The organism is Micromonospora sp. NPDC047793 (assembly GCF_040642635.1).
Taxonomy (GTDB): Bacteria; Actinomycetota; Actinomycetes; order Mycobacteriales; family Micromonosporaceae; genus Micromonospora.
The window spans coordinates 47,700-62,200 of record NZ_JBEYSG010000004.1 but is presented as its reverse complement, the minus strand read 5'-3'; the positions used below and the strand labels follow the sequence as shown (position 1 = coordinate 62,200).

The window sequence follows — 14,501 nt, the reverse complement described above, 5'->3', positions numbered from 1 at the left end:
CTGCTAACGCCTGCGGTAGAGCAGGGGACCCCTGCTAACACAGAAGCGGGCGGAGCGCGCCCGTGTGGGGAGATCGTCGGCGCGCCATCCGGGCCGGGAACCGGGCGGCGGCTTAGGCTGCGAACATGGCCGCCCCGATCGCGCTCCCGGACACCTTCGCCCGCGCGGTCACCGGGCTCCGGGTGTCGGCGCCTCGACCGGAGATCGTGCTGGAGGAGGTCGGCGCGCCGCAGCGGCTGGCGCCGTACTCCTTCGCCCTCTCCGCGGCGGTGCTGCGCGACGGTGACGAGGTGGCCACCGCCCGGCTGATCCTGCTGCACGACCCCGCCGGCCACGAGGGGTGGCAGGGCACCCTGCGACTGGTCACCTACGTGAGCGCCGAGCTGGAGGTCGACCTGGCCACCGACCCGCTGCTGCCCGGGGTGGCCTGGACCTGGCTCACCGACGCGCTGGAGACGCACGACGCCGGGCACCGGGCGATCGGCGGCACGATCACCCAGACGGCGTCGAACCGGTTCGGCGACCTGGCGGGTCCGCCGGCCGCCTGTGACATCGAGATCCGCGCGTCGTGGACCCCGACCGGCATCGAGCTCACCCCGCACCTGTACGCCTGGTGCACGCTGCTCGCCTCGACGGCGGGTCTGCCGCCGCCGGGCGTCACCGCGCTGCCCGAGCGGCGCGCCGCGGCCGCCGGTTGACGGGGCCGGTACGGCACCCAGGCGGCGAACCGCCGACACGCGGCGGGGCGGGTGCGCGCCGCACGATCCATTGGCGCACTAGGGTTGCCAGGTGACCGACGAACCACCCCTGCGCCGTCGGACCGCCGCAAGCCGTACGGGAAACGACACGCACCACGAGCCGTCGGCGCGGCCGGAGCCGTCGGACGCGGGGACCGAACCCACTGGCGGCGAGTCCGTGCCGTTGACCGCCCCACGTGAGGGCACTCCCGAACCGGTGGCGACACCGGACCAACTCACCGAGGTGGTGGCCCGTTTCGCGGCCGGCACCGGTCCGGTGGCCCTGGACGCCGAGCGCGCCTCCGGCTACCGCTACAGCCAACGGGCGTACCTGGTGCAGTTACGCCGCCAGGGCGCCGGCACCGTGCTGATCGACCCGTTGCCGCTACCCGACCTGAGCACGCTCGACGCGGCGATAGCCGACACGGAGTGGGTGCTGCACGCGGCCAACCAGGATCTGCCCTGCCTCGCCGAGCTGGGGTTGCGACCACGCCGACTGTTCGACACCGAGCTGGCCGCCCGGCTGGCCGGGTTCGAGCGGGTCGGCCTGGCCGCGCTCACCGAGCAGTTGCTCGGGTTCAGCCTGGAGAAGCACCACTCGGCGGCAGACTGGTCCAGCCGGCCGTTGCCGGAGTCCTGGCTCACCTACGCCGCCCTGGACGTGGAGCTGCTGACCGACCTGCGGGACGCGCTCGACGCGGAACTGTCCCGGCAGGGCAAGTCCGCGTGGGCGGCCGAGGAGTTCGCTGCTCTGGTGAACAGCGGGGACCGTCCACCCCGGGTCCGGGCCGACCCGTGGCGGCGCACCTCCGGCATCCACCGGGTACGCGGAGCGCGGGCGCAGGCCCGGGTGCGCTCCCTCTGGTACGCCCGCGACCAGATCGCCGCCCGTCGGGATGCGGCACCGGGGCGGGTCCTGCCCGACTCGGCCATCGTGGCCGCCGCCGAGCTGGACCCGAAGGACGAGAAGACGCTGCTCACCCTGCCCGGTTTCGGCGGTCGGTCGGTACGCCGGCTGGCGCGGACCTGGCTGACGGCGCTGGACGACGCCCGGCAGTTGCCGGACGACGAGTTGCCGGTGACGCCGACGGTGGAGGGCCCGCCACCACCGCACCGGTGGGCCGAACGGGACCCGGCCGCCGCCGCCCGGCTGGCCCGTTCCCGTGAGGTGGTGCTGCGGGTGGCCGGCGCGCACCATCTGCCGCCGGAGAACCTGATCTCCCCGGACACCATCCGCCGCGTCGCCTGGCAGCCTCCCGAGGAGATCACCGAACACACCGTCGCCGAGGCGCTGCGCAGCCACCACGCCCGGGACTGGCAGATCGACCTCCTCCTCCCCGACCTGGCCGAAGCCCTGACCGCCCCACCCCCACCCCCACCCCCCGCCTCCCCCACCTCCCCCACCCCACCCGCCTGACCCGCGGTTGATCAAGAGGTTTGCGTCCGGCAGGCGGCCGTTCGCCGACGCAAACCTCTTGATCAACGAGAGCGGCCGTCGGCGAGAGCGGTGAGAGCGGCCGTCGGCGAGAGCGGTGGGGGCGGGGGTGGGGGTCGGTGTGGGGGTGGGTGTGGGGTGGGCCACAGTGGGGACGGCGGCACTGGTTATTACTGGCGAGTAGCATTCGGGGGAAACGCCAGTGCTGGCTAGGAGGCTCAAGTGCCCCGTGAAGTTCGGGATGTCGTCTTCGTGGACGGCGTCCGCACCCCGTTCGGCAAGGCGGGTGGGATGTACGCCAACACCCGCGCCGACGACCTGGTGATCCGATGCATCCGCGAACTGCTGCGCCGCAACCCGCAGCTCCCCCCGGAACGGGTCGAGGAGGTGGCCATCGCCGCCACCACCCAGACCGGTGACCAGGGCCTGACCATCGGCCGTACCGCCGCGTTGCTGGCCGGCCTGCCCAAGACGGTGCCCGGCTTCGCCATCGACCGGATGTGCGCCGGTGCGATGACCGCGGTGACCACCGTCGCCAGCGGCATCGCCGTGGGCGCGTACGACGTCGCGATCGCCGGCGGTGTCGAGCACATGGGCCGCCACCCGATGGGCGAGGGCGTCGACCCGAACCCGCGCATCGTCGCGGAGAAGCTGGTCGACCCGTCCGCGCTGGTGATGGGCTCCACCGCGGAGAACCTGCACGACCGGGTCCCGCACATCACCAAGGAGCGCACCGACGCGTTCGCCCTCGCCTCGCAGCAGAAGACCGCGAAGGCGTACGCCGACGGCAAGTTGCAGGACGACCTGGTGTCGGTGGCGGTCCGCGATCCGGAGACCGGCTGGGGCCTGGCGACCGTGGACGAGGCGCCCCGGGACACCTCCCTGGAGAAGCTGGCAACGCTCAAGACCCCGTTCCGCCCGCACGGCAAGGTGACCGCGGGCAACGCGGCCGGGCTGAACGACGGCGCGACCGCCAGCCTGCTGGTCGCCGAGGACGTCGCCCGTGAGCTGGGCCTGCCGATCGCCATGCGGCTGGTGTCGTACGGCTTCGTCGGCGTCGAGCCCGAGGTGATGGGCGTGGGCCCGATCCCGTCGACCGAGAAGGCGCTGCGCATCGCCGGCCTGACCATCGACGACATCGGCCTGTTCGAGCTGAACGAGGCGTTCGCCGTGCAGGTGCTCGCCTTCCTCGACCATTTCGGCATCGCCGACGACGACCCCCGGGTCAACCAGTGGGGCGGCGCGATCGCCATCGGGCACCCGCTCGCCTCCTCCGGCGTACGGCTGATGACCCAGCTCGCCCGGCAGTTCGCCGAGCACCCGGAGGTCCGCTACGGCCTCACCGCGATGTGCATCGGCATCGGCATGGGCGGCACGGTCATCTGGGAGAACCCGCACCGGGAGGGTGGAGACAAATGAGCCTTGCGGCACCGAACGAGGTGGTCACCAGGGCGCTGCTGCGTCAGGTGAACGTGCCCGGGCTGGACCGCCCGGCCGCCCTGATCACCCTCGACAACGGATTCGACCACACCAAGCCGAACACCTTCGGCCCGGGCGGCCTCACCAGCCTGGACGAGGCGATCAGCGCCGCGCTGGCGGCCGATCCGGCGTTCATCGCGGTGACCGGCAAGCCGTACATCTTCTGTGTCGGCGCGGACATCACCAGTCTGCCGCTGCTGGCGGACCGGGCGCAGGCGCTGGAGATCGGCCGGCTGGGGCACCGGGTCTTCGCCCGACTCAAGGACAGCCCGGTCCCGACCTTCGCCTTCGTCAACGGGGCGGCGATGGGCGGCGGCCTGGAGCTGGCCCTGCACTGCCACTACCGGACGCTCTCCGGCGGCGCGGCGGCGCTGGCCCTGCCCGAGGTGTCCCTCGGCCTGATCCCGGGTTGGGGCGGCACCCAGCTCCTGCCGAACCTGATCGGCATCCCGGCGGCCACCCAGGTGATCATCCAGAACCCGTTGATGCAGAACAAGATGCTCAAGCCGAAGCAGGCCGCCGAGCTGGGCATCGCCGACGTGCTGCTGGAGCCGGCCGACTTCCTGGAGCGGTCGCTGGAGTGGGCCGCCGGGGTGGTGCGCGGCGAGGTGACCGTCACCCGACCCGAGGTCGACAAGGACATGTGGGCGGGCGTGCTCTACTTCGCCCGCCAGACCCTGGACCAGCGGCTGCACGGCGCGGTCCCGTCCGCGTACCGGGCGTTGGACCTGCTGGAGACGGCGAAGGACGCCGACTTCGGCACCGGCACCGCCGCCGAGGACGATGCCCTGGCCGACCTGGTCTTCTCCGAGGAGCTGCGCAGCGGCCTGTACGCCTTCGACCTGGTGCAGCGGCGGGCCAAGCGACCGGCCGGCGCGCCGGACAAGGGGCTGGCCCGTCCGGTGACCAAGGTCGGCATCGTCGGCGCGGGACTGATGGCCGGTCAGTTGGCGCTGCTGTTCGCCCGCCGTCTCCAGGTGCCGGTGGTGCTCACCGACCTCGACCAGGCTCGGGTGGACAAGGGCGTCGGCTACGTGCACACCCAGATCGAGAAGGCCGTCAGCAAGGGCCGGATGGACAAGGGCACCGCCGCCAAGCTGTACGGCCTGGTCAGCGGCACGGTCGACAAGAGCGCGTTCGCGGACGCCGACTTCGTCATCGAGGCCGTCTTCGAGGACCTCTCCGTCAAGAAGCAGGTCTGGGCCGAGCTGGAGAAGATCGTCCCGGCGGAGGCGGTGCTGGCGACGAACACCTCGTCGCTGTCGATCACGGCGATGGCCGAGGACCTGGAGCACCCGGAGCGGGTGGTCGGCTTCCACTTCTTCAACCCGGTCGCGGTGCTGCCGCTGCTGGAGATCGTCCGCGGCGAGCGGACCGACGACGCCACGCTGGCCACCGCCTTCGCGGTCGGCAAGCAGCTCAAGAAGTCGTCGGTGCTGGTGAAGGACGCCCCGGCGTTCGTGGTCAACCGGCTGCTCACCCGCTTCCTCGGCACCGTCTTCGCCGCCGTGGACGCGGGTACCCCGCTGGAGGTGGCGAACCGCGCGCTGGACCCGCTGGGCCTGCCGATGCGACCGCTGGCACTGCTCCAGCTCGTCGGCCCGGCCGTCGCCCACCACGTCGGCGGCACCCTGCACGCGGCCTTCCCGGACCGGTTCACGGTCAGCGAGAACCTGAAGCGGATCGCGGACTCCGGTCAGCCGATCGTGGTGGACGACGAGATCAACGCCGAGGTGGCGAAGCTGCTGGTGGTCGGCGACCAGCCGCTCACCGAGGAGCAGGTACGCCAGCAGGCGCTCGACGCGCTGGCCCAGGAGATCCGGCTGATGCTGGACGAGGGGGTCGTCGCCGAGGCGCAGGACATCGACCTGTGCATGATCCTCGGTGCCGGGTGGCCGTTCCACCTGGGCGGCGTCACGCCGTACCTGGACCGGACCGGCACCAGTGAGCAGGTCACCGGTCAGCGTTTCCTGCCGCAGGGAGTGGCCAGCCTGACCGGCTGAGCCGACCCGGGTCACGGTGGTCGCCCCGACCGGGGGTTGACCACCGTGACCGGCGGTCTGGGGCAGCGGCGCGTGCGGTCGCTGGCTACCCTTCCGGTTCCACCCTTCACCAGGAGCTGACCGCATGTCCCACCCGGACCAGCACCACTATCCGCCCGGCGGCGGCCCGCACCCGCAGGGCGGCGGCTACCCGCCGGCCGGGGCGTACCCGCAGGCCGGTGGCTACCCACCACCGCCGGGTGCGGGCAATCCGCCACAGTCGGGTGCCGGCTATCCCCCGCCTCCGCAGGCCGGCGGGTACCCCGCGCCCGGCCAGTCGTACGGCGCCTTCCCGCCGCCCCCACCGCCGAAGAAGTCCCACACCGGGAAGATCGTGCTGATCGTCCTCGCCGTGCTCATGGTGCTCTGCGTGGGCGGTGGCGCGGTCGTCTGGTTCGTGGTCCGGGACACCGTCGGCGAGGCGGTCGACGCCACCCGGACCCGGGTGGTGGCGCCGGAGACGCTGGCCGGCCGCCCGAAGGTCACCGAGCCGGAGTTGCAGCAGCTCTCCGAGTCGATGGTCCGGCAACTGAAGTCCTCGATCCAGAACGAGACGAGTGCGGTCGGCGCCTTCTACGGCAATCCGTCGCAGGAGAACCTCGTGATGATCGTGGCCGTCTCCGGGTTGATGTCCGACCCGAAGAAGGAGCTCGACGAGGCGGTCCAGGCCATCTCGACCGAGCTGACGGTCAGCAACATGACGGCGGTCGAGCCGGGCCCGCTCGGTGGCGAGGCCCGCTGCGGCGACGGCCGGGCCGACGTGGCGCTGGGCATCTGCGTCTGGGCCGACCGGGGCAGCGTCGGCATGATCGTCATGTTCTTCTCCTCCCGCAACGACGCCGCGTCCGAGTTCCTCACCATCCGGGGCCAGGTCGAACAACGGTCCTGACGTACGCGCCGACGGCCGGGCGGGGTGGATCCCCGCCCGCGCCGGCCCGGTGAGGAGTCAGCCCTCCGTCGGGGAGTGCTCCGCGGCGCTGCGTTCCACGCAGAACTCGTTGCCCTCCGGGTCGGCCAGCACCACCCAGCCGGTGCCGTCCGGCCGGCGGCGGTCGGCGACCCGTGTGGCACCCAGGCCGATCAGGCGTTCCACCTCCTCGTCCCGGGTCCGGTCGGTCGGTTGGAGGTCCAGGTGGATGCGGTTCTTGGCGGTCTTGCCCTCGGGGATCCGCTGGAAGAGCATGCCACCGCCGGCCAGGTCCGGGCCGGACAACAGGGCGCACTCCTCGTCCCCCGGCCGGTCGTCCGGGTCGGGCCGCAGCCCGGTGACCTCGGCCCAGAAGGTCGCCATGGTGTACGGGTCGGCACAGTCGACGTCGATCCAACGTACTCGGGAAGCCATGACCCCAACCTCTCATCGGGATCAAGCGATTATTCGTGCCTCGGGTCAGCGCGTGCCCTGCTCCACGGTCGGCGCGGAGTCGGCCGCCGGCAGGTTCACCGTCACCTCCAGGCCGCCCCCGGGCTGCGCCACCGCCGCCACCGTGCCGCCGTGCGCGTCACAGACCGCCCGGACGATGGAGAGGCCGAGGCCCGACCCACGGGCGCCGGTCCGCTCCCGGCCGCCACGCCGGAACGGCTCGAACAGCCCCGGTACGTCGGCCGGGTCGACCTCGAATCCGGTGTTGCCCACCACCAGCCACGATCGCTGACCGTCGGAGCCGGTCCGCACCCAGAGCCGCCCGTGCAGGTGGTTGTAGCGGACCGCGTTCTCGATCAGGTTGCCGGCCAACCGGTCCAGCAGCCCGGGGTCGCCGACCACCGGTGCCGGCTGGAGCGAGGTCCGCACGTCCAGCTTGATCCGTTCCACCTCCCGGCGCACCGCGGAGAGCGCGTTGAGCGTGCCGGCGGCCAGGTCGCACTCGGTACGCCGGGCGAGCCGTCGGCCCGTCTGCGCCTCGCTGCGGGCCAGCACCAACAGGGCGTCGACCAGCCCGTTGGCGCGTTCGGAGGCGTCGCGCACCACGGTCGCCATCCGGCGGTACTCGGCCGCGTCCGCGTCGTCGTCGCTGAGCGTCACGTCGATCTCGGTACGCATCACCGCCAGCGGTGTCCGTAACTCGTGCGAGGCGTTGGCGACGAACCTCTTCTGCGACTCGAAGGCGGCACCTATCCGGTCCAGCATCGCGTCGAAGGTGTCGGCCAGCTCGGCCACCTCGTCGTCCGCCCCGGAGTAGCCGATCCGCTGGTGCAGCGTGGTCTCGCCGAGCCGCCGCGCGGTGGCGGTGACCTGGTGCAGTGGCCGCAGCGCCCGCCCCGCCACCGCGTACGCCCCGACCACGCCGACCGCCCCGACCGCCAGCAGCGCGGCCAGCCCCTTCGCCAGCAGCTCGCCGGAGGCCGCGCTGACCAGTTGCCGCTGCCACGCCCCGGCTTCCAGGGTGCTGCCGTCGGCCAGCACCACGGTGGTGCCGGGCAGCAGCTCGTCGGTGGGGCGCAGCGCGTCGCGCACCAGCAGCCAGGCCAGCAGCAGCAGGATCGCCCCGGCGCCGATCAGCAGGACGCCGTTGAGCAGGGTCAGCCGCAGCCGCAGGGTGGGCCGCAGCCGCAGCCGCGTGACCGGCCCGAGCCCCAGGGCGGGCGTCACGCCGACCCCTCGGCGGTGCGGTAGCCGGCCCCCACCACGGTCTCGATCAGCGGCGGGTCGCCGAGCTTGCGGCGCAGGGTCATCACGGTGACCCGGACGATGGTGGTGAACGGGTCGGTGTTGGCGTCCCACACCCGTTCCAGCAGTTCCTCGCTGGAGACCACCGCGCCACGGGCCCTGAGCAGCTCGCAGAGCACCCCGAACTCCTTGTTGGTCAACTCCACCGGCTGCCCGGCCCGGGTGGCGACCCGCCGCGCCGGGTCGACGACCAGGTCGGCCAGTTCCAGCACCGGCGGTGCCGCCGGGGTGGCCCGCCGGCCCAACGCCAGCACCCGGGCCACCAGTTCGTCGAAGGCGAACGGCTTGGGCAGGTAGTCGTCGGCGCCGAGTTGCAGGCCCTCGACCCGGTCGGCGACCGTGCCGCTGGCGGTGAGCATCAGCACCCGGGTCAGCGCGCCGGACGCGGCCAGCTCGGCGCAGATCTGGTCACCGTGCATGCCGGGCAGGTCACGGTCGAGCACCACCACGTCGTACCGGGTGACGAAGGCCATTTCGTGTCCGCTGTCGCCGTCGTACGCGACATCCACCGCCATGCCGCGTTTGCGTAGGCCGCGCGCGATCGCGTCAGCGAGGTTGCGCTCGTCCTCGACCACCAGTACCCGCATGTCACGCCCCTTTTCCGCCGGTGACCACCCGACAACCTAGCGCCGGCCGCCAAGTCGATGTGCCGCGCCGAGCGGTGTCACCCCGGAAGTCGCCAGACGCCGAAGTCGCCGTCCTGCCGGCGGCAGGCGACGAGGTCGTGGCGGGCCTGGCATTCGCCCCGCGCCCCGACCAGCACGTCGATCGGCCGGGCCCGGTCCTCGTCGGGGTGTAGTCGGGCCAGCACCACACCGACGTCGGGCACCGGTCGCACGGCGAGCAGTTGCGGCGCGTACTCGTAACGCTGGACCTGCTCCCACGAACCGTGGTCGACGAGCAGCGCCCCGGTCGTCATGTCAAAGGTAGCCAGCTCCATCGTCCCCTCGGCCCACCCGGACAGGACCAGCGCACGCCGCGCCCCCACCAGCAGGAGGTCGGCGATGTTCCGGTTGTCCCACCCGGCGGCGCCGGTGGCCGGGTCGAGGACCTGCACCCCGCCGCTGGCCGGAAAGGCGCAGAGCAGTGCGGCGCAGGCAGTGACGTGATAGATCGTCGGCACGGTGGTCTGCCAGAGCGGGACCAGCCCGTCGACCGCGTAGGCGGCGACGGTGTTCGAGTTGCGGACCACCGCCACCAGGTCGCCGACCACCCACGCCGACTGGTAACCGGCCGGGTCGTCGGCGGGCGGCGGCAGGCGGTGCCGGACCTCCCCGGTCTCCGGGTCACGCACCTCGACGCCGCCGTCGAGTGTGGAGACCACGATCGCGTCGACCACACCGTCGCGCAGCCGGTAGTCGACGCTGGACGCGGAGAGCGGAATGGACCACAGCTCACGGGCGCTCGGCAGCTCGATCATCCGTAGCGTGTTCGGCGCGCTCTCGCGATGGGTCCGCAGCAGTGCGCGGCGGGGGTCGTCGAACATCGCCACGCCCGGCTCGCGCCAGCGTTCCTGACCGGTACGCGCGTCGAGCAGCACGCTCTGGCTGCTCTCGGTCTCCTCGGCGGACATCGAGACCAGCACCCCGCCGCCGGCGACGGGCTGCGCCCGGAAGACCCGATGGCCGTACGCCAGTCGGGTCCGCCAGGACGGCGTGAGCGTCGGCGGCGCACCGGTGGCCTTCTCGGGATAGGGGAAGGCGAGCAGTTCGGGGTGGCCGTCGGTGACCTCGGTGCCCGGGATGACGGCGAAGATCTGGTCCGCCGCGAGGAGCAGGTTGGCGCCGAGTGGCACCGGCACCGTCGCGTACACCCGGCGGGTCGGCGGCGCGGCTCCGGCCATCGACACCAGCACGACCACCGCGAGCAACGCGGCCCCCCAGCGGCGCGAACCGGCGACGATCCGGCGGCGTCTCGGCGGCTGGTAGGTCGGCTCGGTGAGGTCACCGAGGTCGATCACCGTCACGGTCGTCCTTCCTCCGGCGCGCCGACGCGGCCCTCACGGCCGTCGGCGGCCCCGGCGACCGCCTGTACGATGGCCCGTCGTGGCTGTGCCGGTGATTGATTCCTCGTTGAACCCTGCCCCCGAGACCGTCGAGGCGGAGTCAGCGACACGACCTCGCCGACGCGGGCCGACGCGCGTCGACGTGTTGGCCATCGGAGCCTACGTGCTGCTCGGTGTCCTCGTCTGCCTCTACTACTGGGTGGACGTGCAGAACCGCGTCTCGTCACATCTGCCCACCGACCACAGTTGGTTCGAGTGGTTGTTCTCGCACGGTGCGTACTCGGTGATGCACCTGGAGAACCCGCTCTTCAGCACCAGGCAGAACGCCCCCGACGGGGTGAACATGATGGCCAACACCTCGCTGCTCGGGGTGACCCTGCCGCTGGCCCCGCTCACCTGGCTGCTCGGCCCGCAGGTGGTGTACGCGCTCTACCTGGGCGGTGCGCTGGCGGCCACCGCCGCCACCTCGTACTGGATGCTCTCCCGGCACCTGGTGCGCTCCCGGGCCGCCGCCTTCGTCGGCGGCGCGTTCCTCGGCTTCGCCCCCGGCATCGTGCACCACGCCAACGGCCAACCGAACTTCGTCTCCAACTTCCTGCTGCCGCTGATCGTGGTGCGGGTGTTCCGGCTGACCGAGCCCGGCCGGTGGCGGCGCAACGGGCTGGTGCTGGGCCTGCTGGTGGCGTACCAGATCTTCATCAACGAGGAGATGCTGCTGCTCACGGCGCTGGCCTGCCTGGTCATCGTGATCGCCTACGCGATCATGCGCCCGCGTACGGCGCGGGCCCGCGCCGGTACGTTCGGTGCCGGGCTGGGCTTCGGTGGTGGCGTCGCCCTGCTGCTCACCGCCTACCCGATCTGGTACCAGTTCAACGGCCCGCAGTCCTACCGGGGCCTGCAGGGCGGGGTGTTCCACAGTTGGGGCGAGGACATCGTCGCCTTCGTCACCTTCCCGCGCGACACCATCGCCGGCAACGAGGCGGTCGAGGCGACCATCGGGATGACCGAGCAGAACACCTGGTTCGGCTGGCCGATGGTGCTGTTCACGGTGGTGGCGCTGGCGCTGCTGGTGCGCCGGTCGCTGGTGGCCCGGATCATCGCCGTGCTGGTGCTGCTCTTCTCGGTGGCCTCGCTCGGACCGGAGATCCGGTTCAACGGCGAACTCACCGGCATCGCCGGCCCGTGGTCGTACATCTCGGAGGACGTACCGCTGGTCGAGATGATGATGCCGACGCGGCTGACGCTGGTCACCACCGCCGCGCTCGGTGTCCTGCTCGCCCTGGCCTGGGACGCGGTGGCCGGCAACCGCCGGTCTCCGGTGCCGGCACCGCGCTCCGGCGAACCCGTGCCCGCCACCGCCACCGCCGGCTCCCGGCCGCGCTGGCAGCGCGGCGTCGGGTACGCGGCCATCTCGCTGGCCGTGCTGCCGCTGTTCCCCACCCCGCTGCCGGCGAAGGAGGTCGCCCCGCCGCCGACCTTCATCACCTCGGGCGCCTGGCGGCCGTACGTGCCGGAGGGCCGCACGCTGGTGCCGGTCCCCATCCCGAGCAACGTGCACGGACTGTCCACGTTGCGCTGGAGCGCGTTGACCCAGCACGAGTTCCCGATCCCGGCGGGCTACTTCATCGGCCCCAACCTCGACGGCGAGGGTGTCTTCGGCGCACCGAACCGGCCCACCAGCACCCTCGTCTACCGCTCCATGGACGCCGGTGAGGTGCCCGAGCTGACCGACGAGAACCGTCAGCAGGCGGTCGAGGACCTGCGCTTCTGGCGGGCCTCGGTGGTGGTGCTCGGTGCCCATCCCCGGGAGGCCGTGCTGCGGGACCTGCTGACCGGCCTGCTCGGTGAGCCGCAGCGGGTGGACGACGTCTGGCTCTGGGACGTCCGCGACCGCGTCTGACGCGCGCTCCGGGTTGTAAGGAGGGGTCCCCTGCTATACACGAGGCGTTAGCAGGGGACCCCTCCTTACACCTCAGGCGCAGCGGGCAGCGGCTCGGATACGTGCGCGGTGACGATGCGCCAGCCGACGGGCAGGCGTACCCAGGTCTGGGTCTGTCGGCCGGTGGCGGCCGTGCCGACGTAGCCGAACCGGGTGGTGACGACCGCGAGGTCGAGGCCGAAGGTGGTGATCACCGGGTCGACCAGCCGGCGACCCGGTGGCAACGGCGGCTGCGCGGCCCGCCATTTCCGCTGTTCCTCAAGGCCGTACTGGTGGTCGGCGAGGCCGAAGCGCACCGTCCGGTCGGAGTCCCAGAAGTAGCCGCAGATCCGCTCCGCGTCCCCGTCGACCAGGGCCTGCTCGTAGCCGGCGAAGGCGGTCGTTACCTCGGCCACCACGTCGGCGCGGTCGATCTCCATCGGGTTCGTCCTCTCCAGTCGGGACCGGCAGCGGGCGGCGGAGTGTCCCCGGTCGGGCGGCGGGACCTGCCGCCCGACCGGGGACACCGCCTCAGCCACTCACCGCCGCCTCGCGGGTGTCGTCGTCCGCCGGGGCGGCACCGGCCGGACGGCCCGGCGCGGTGACCGAGTCGGCGGGTACGTCCTCTGCGCGGGAAGGAGTGCCGCCGTGCGGGCGGTCCAGCTCGGCCTCCTCCGGCGCGGGCACCCGGGGCGGGTGCGACCCGAGCGCGACGATCCCGCAGATCACCGCCACGAAGAGGTAGCCGAGGGCCACCTGCCCGTTGGCGTTCCACCGGACCTCCTCGCCATGGATCAGACCGATGAAGGCGAGCACCGCGCCCGACGCGGCGAACACGGCCGCGTGCACGAAGCGTTTGTCGATGATGAACGCCACGATCGCGCCGAGCACCAGACCGGCGAGGATGGCCCCTTCACCGAGTATCCGCAGCCCGTCGTAGACCACCCCGGCACCGGCGAGCGCCTCGTCGCCGACCTCGGCAGCGGTGGTGCCGGCCGCCGCCAGCACGTTGTTCATCTGCCCGGTCGCCCACGCCGCGATGTTGGGGATCAGCGCCGCCACGACCGCCGCCGCGTGGGCCCGAGGCGTGGCCTGGAACGCCTGCGCGCCGATCAGCAGTCCGATATAGAGCAGGATCGGCACGATCGCCGCGGTCGGGAAGATCGCACCGAGCAGGGAGAACATCCCGAGGAAGCAGAGCAGCGCGATGACCACCCCGGTCGCCATCGAGTAGCCGGTCCGGCCTCCGGCGGCCTTCCAGCCGGGATGCCCGACGTACACGGCGGGCGGAAAGGGTGAACCGAGGGCCGCACCGACCACCGCCCCGGCGCCGTCGGCGAGCAGGACACTGCGCAGGTTGTAGTTGTCCCCGGCGGTGGCGGCGCTCTCCACGTTGGTCATCGCCTCGGTGAAGTTGTAGACCCCGAGCGGGATCGCGGTAGCCAGCAGTGGCGCCATGTCGGACAGGCCACGTCCCAGCAGGTCGAGTTGGAACGTGGGGAGGGCGACGGCGATGTCGCGCGCCGCTGCTGTCACGTCCGGCACCGACATCGCCCCACCGAGCCAGCCGATCGCCGTACCCAGCAGCAGGGCGGCCAGCCCGATCGGGAAGTTGAACGGCAGTCTCACGTCGGTGAGCAGTCCGATCAGCAGCAGCGCGAGGACCGGCAGAGCGATCCAGGCCATCCGCCACATCTGCCCTGCCGGGTTCATCGAGATGAAGGTGATGCTGATGCCGGCCAGCGTGCCGAGCAACGCGGCGCGGGGGGTGTACCGGCGGATGTACGGCCCGACGAACGCACCGACCAGCACGATCACGCCGATGATGAACGCCCACGCCAGCCCGGCCGCCCAGGCCCGCGTCGGGTCACCGGTACTCAGGAAGATCGGCAGCATGATGACGAAGATGACGATGAACATGTGCGGCACGCTCGGCCCGTACGGCAGGGCGGTCACGTCGGCACGCCCCTCCCGTCGGGCCAGGCGGCGGGCCAGGTGGGTGTAGTAGATGTTGCCGGCGACCAGGGCGATGCCGAGGGCCGGCAGGATCGTGCCGAACACCTCCCGTTCGGGCAGGTTCACCACGAAGATGCAGAGCCCGGTCAGAGTGAGCACGTTGACCAGGACGTTGACGCCGAAGCCGAAGAACGCGTTGGTGTCACCGCGTACCCAGTACGGCAGACGTGGCGGGGATGTCGTGGTGGGTTGCATGGGCTGCTC

General features: G+C 72.1%; 12 protein-coding genes. 6 read left to right on the top strand and 6 right to left on the bottom strand.

The window, feature by feature from the left end:
* The first annotated feature begins 125 nt into the window (after positions 1-125).
* The 5 genes from ABZ738_RS10450 (at position 126) to ABZ738_RS10430 (ending at position 6,582) form a co-directional block, all read left to right on the top strand.
* Positions 126-698 (top strand): DUF3000 domain-containing protein, encoded by a 573-nt coding sequence (locus ABZ738_RS10450; protein ID WP_131056944.1) that lies wholly within the window; start codon positions 126-128, stop codon positions 696-698.
* A gap of 91 nt (positions 699-789) precedes the next feature.
* Positions 790-2,154: a ribonuclease D gene (locus ABZ738_RS10445; RefSeq protein WP_357212336.1), complete on the top strand. Its 1,365-nt coding sequence runs from the start codon at positions 790-792 to the stop codon at positions 2,152-2,154.
* A gap of 240 nt (positions 2,155-2,394) precedes the next feature.
* Positions 2,395-3,591 carry an acetyl-CoA C-acyltransferase gene (locus ABZ738_RS10440; RefSeq protein WP_131051954.1) on the top strand — a complete coding sequence of 399 codons (1,197 nt, stop codon included), beginning with the start codon at positions 2,395-2,397 and terminating at the stop codon, positions 3,589-3,591.
* Positions 3,588-5,654: a 3-hydroxyacyl-CoA dehydrogenase NAD-binding domain-containing protein gene (locus ABZ738_RS10435; RefSeq protein ID WP_357212334.1), complete on the top strand. Its 2,067-nt coding sequence runs from the start codon at positions 3,588-3,590 to the stop codon at positions 5,652-5,654. Before ABZ738_RS10440 ends, ABZ738_RS10435 begins: the two co-directional genes overlap by 4 nt.
* A 124-nt stretch (positions 5,655-5,778) precedes the next feature.
* The gene (locus ABZ738_RS10430; protein ID WP_131051956.1) at positions 5,779-6,582 is read left to right on the top strand and encodes a hypothetical protein; all 804 of its coding nucleotides are present in this window, start codon (positions 5,779-5,781) and stop codon (positions 6,580-6,582) included.
* A gap of 57 nt (positions 6,583-6,639) precedes the next feature.
* Here the strand turns inward: ABZ738_RS10430 and ABZ738_RS10425 are convergent, their stop codons facing one another.
* The 4 genes from ABZ738_RS10425 to ABZ738_RS10410 all read right to left on the bottom strand — a co-directional run bounded on the left by ABZ738_RS10425 (position 6,640) and on the right by ABZ738_RS10410 (position 10,324).
* On the bottom strand, positions 6,640-7,035 hold the full coding sequence (locus ABZ738_RS10425) for a VOC family protein (protein ID WP_131051957.1): 396 nt from the start codon (positions 7,033-7,035) through the stop codon (positions 6,640-6,642).
* A gap of 45 nt (positions 7,036-7,080) precedes the next feature.
* Complete coding sequence (locus ABZ738_RS10420) at positions 7,081-8,280, bottom strand: HAMP domain-containing sensor histidine kinase (protein ID WP_236145613.1); 1,200 nt, start codon at positions 8,278-8,280, stop codon at positions 7,081-7,083.
* Positions 8,277-8,945 (bottom strand): response regulator transcription factor, encoded by a 669-nt coding sequence (locus tag ABZ738_RS10415; protein ID WP_357212332.1) that lies wholly within the window; start codon positions 8,943-8,945, stop codon positions 8,277-8,279. The genes ABZ738_RS10420 and ABZ738_RS10415 overlap by 4 nt, the downstream gene beginning before the upstream one ends.
* A 77-nt stretch (positions 8,946-9,022) precedes the next feature.
* Complete coding sequence (locus ABZ738_RS10410; protein ID WP_357212330.1) at positions 9,023-10,324, bottom strand: PQQ-binding-like beta-propeller repeat protein; 1,302 nt, start codon at positions 10,322-10,324, stop codon at positions 9,023-9,025.
* A 79-nt stretch (positions 10,325-10,403) separates the two neighbouring features.
* Between ABZ738_RS10410 and ABZ738_RS10405 the strand changes: the two genes are divergently transcribed.
* Positions 10,404-12,263 (top strand): hypothetical protein, encoded by a 1,860-nt coding sequence (locus ABZ738_RS10405; RefSeq protein WP_357212328.1) that lies wholly within the window; start codon positions 10,404-10,406, stop codon positions 12,261-12,263.
* Between the two features lie 65 nt (positions 12,264-12,328).
* On the opposite strand, the gene ABZ738_RS10400 is transcribed toward ABZ738_RS10405, so the two are convergent.
* Entirely contained in the window at positions 12,329-12,820 is a 492-nt protein-coding gene (locus tag ABZ738_RS10400) for an AtzH-like domain-containing protein (protein WP_357212326.1), read from the bottom strand.
* Positions 12,813-14,492, bottom strand: a complete 1,680-nt coding sequence (locus ABZ738_RS10395) for a regulator (RefSeq protein WP_131053362.1) — start codon at positions 14,490-14,492, stop codon at positions 12,813-12,815. The genes ABZ738_RS10400 and ABZ738_RS10395 overlap by 8 nt, the downstream gene beginning before the upstream one ends.
* Positions 14,493-14,501: the final 9 nt, after the last annotated feature.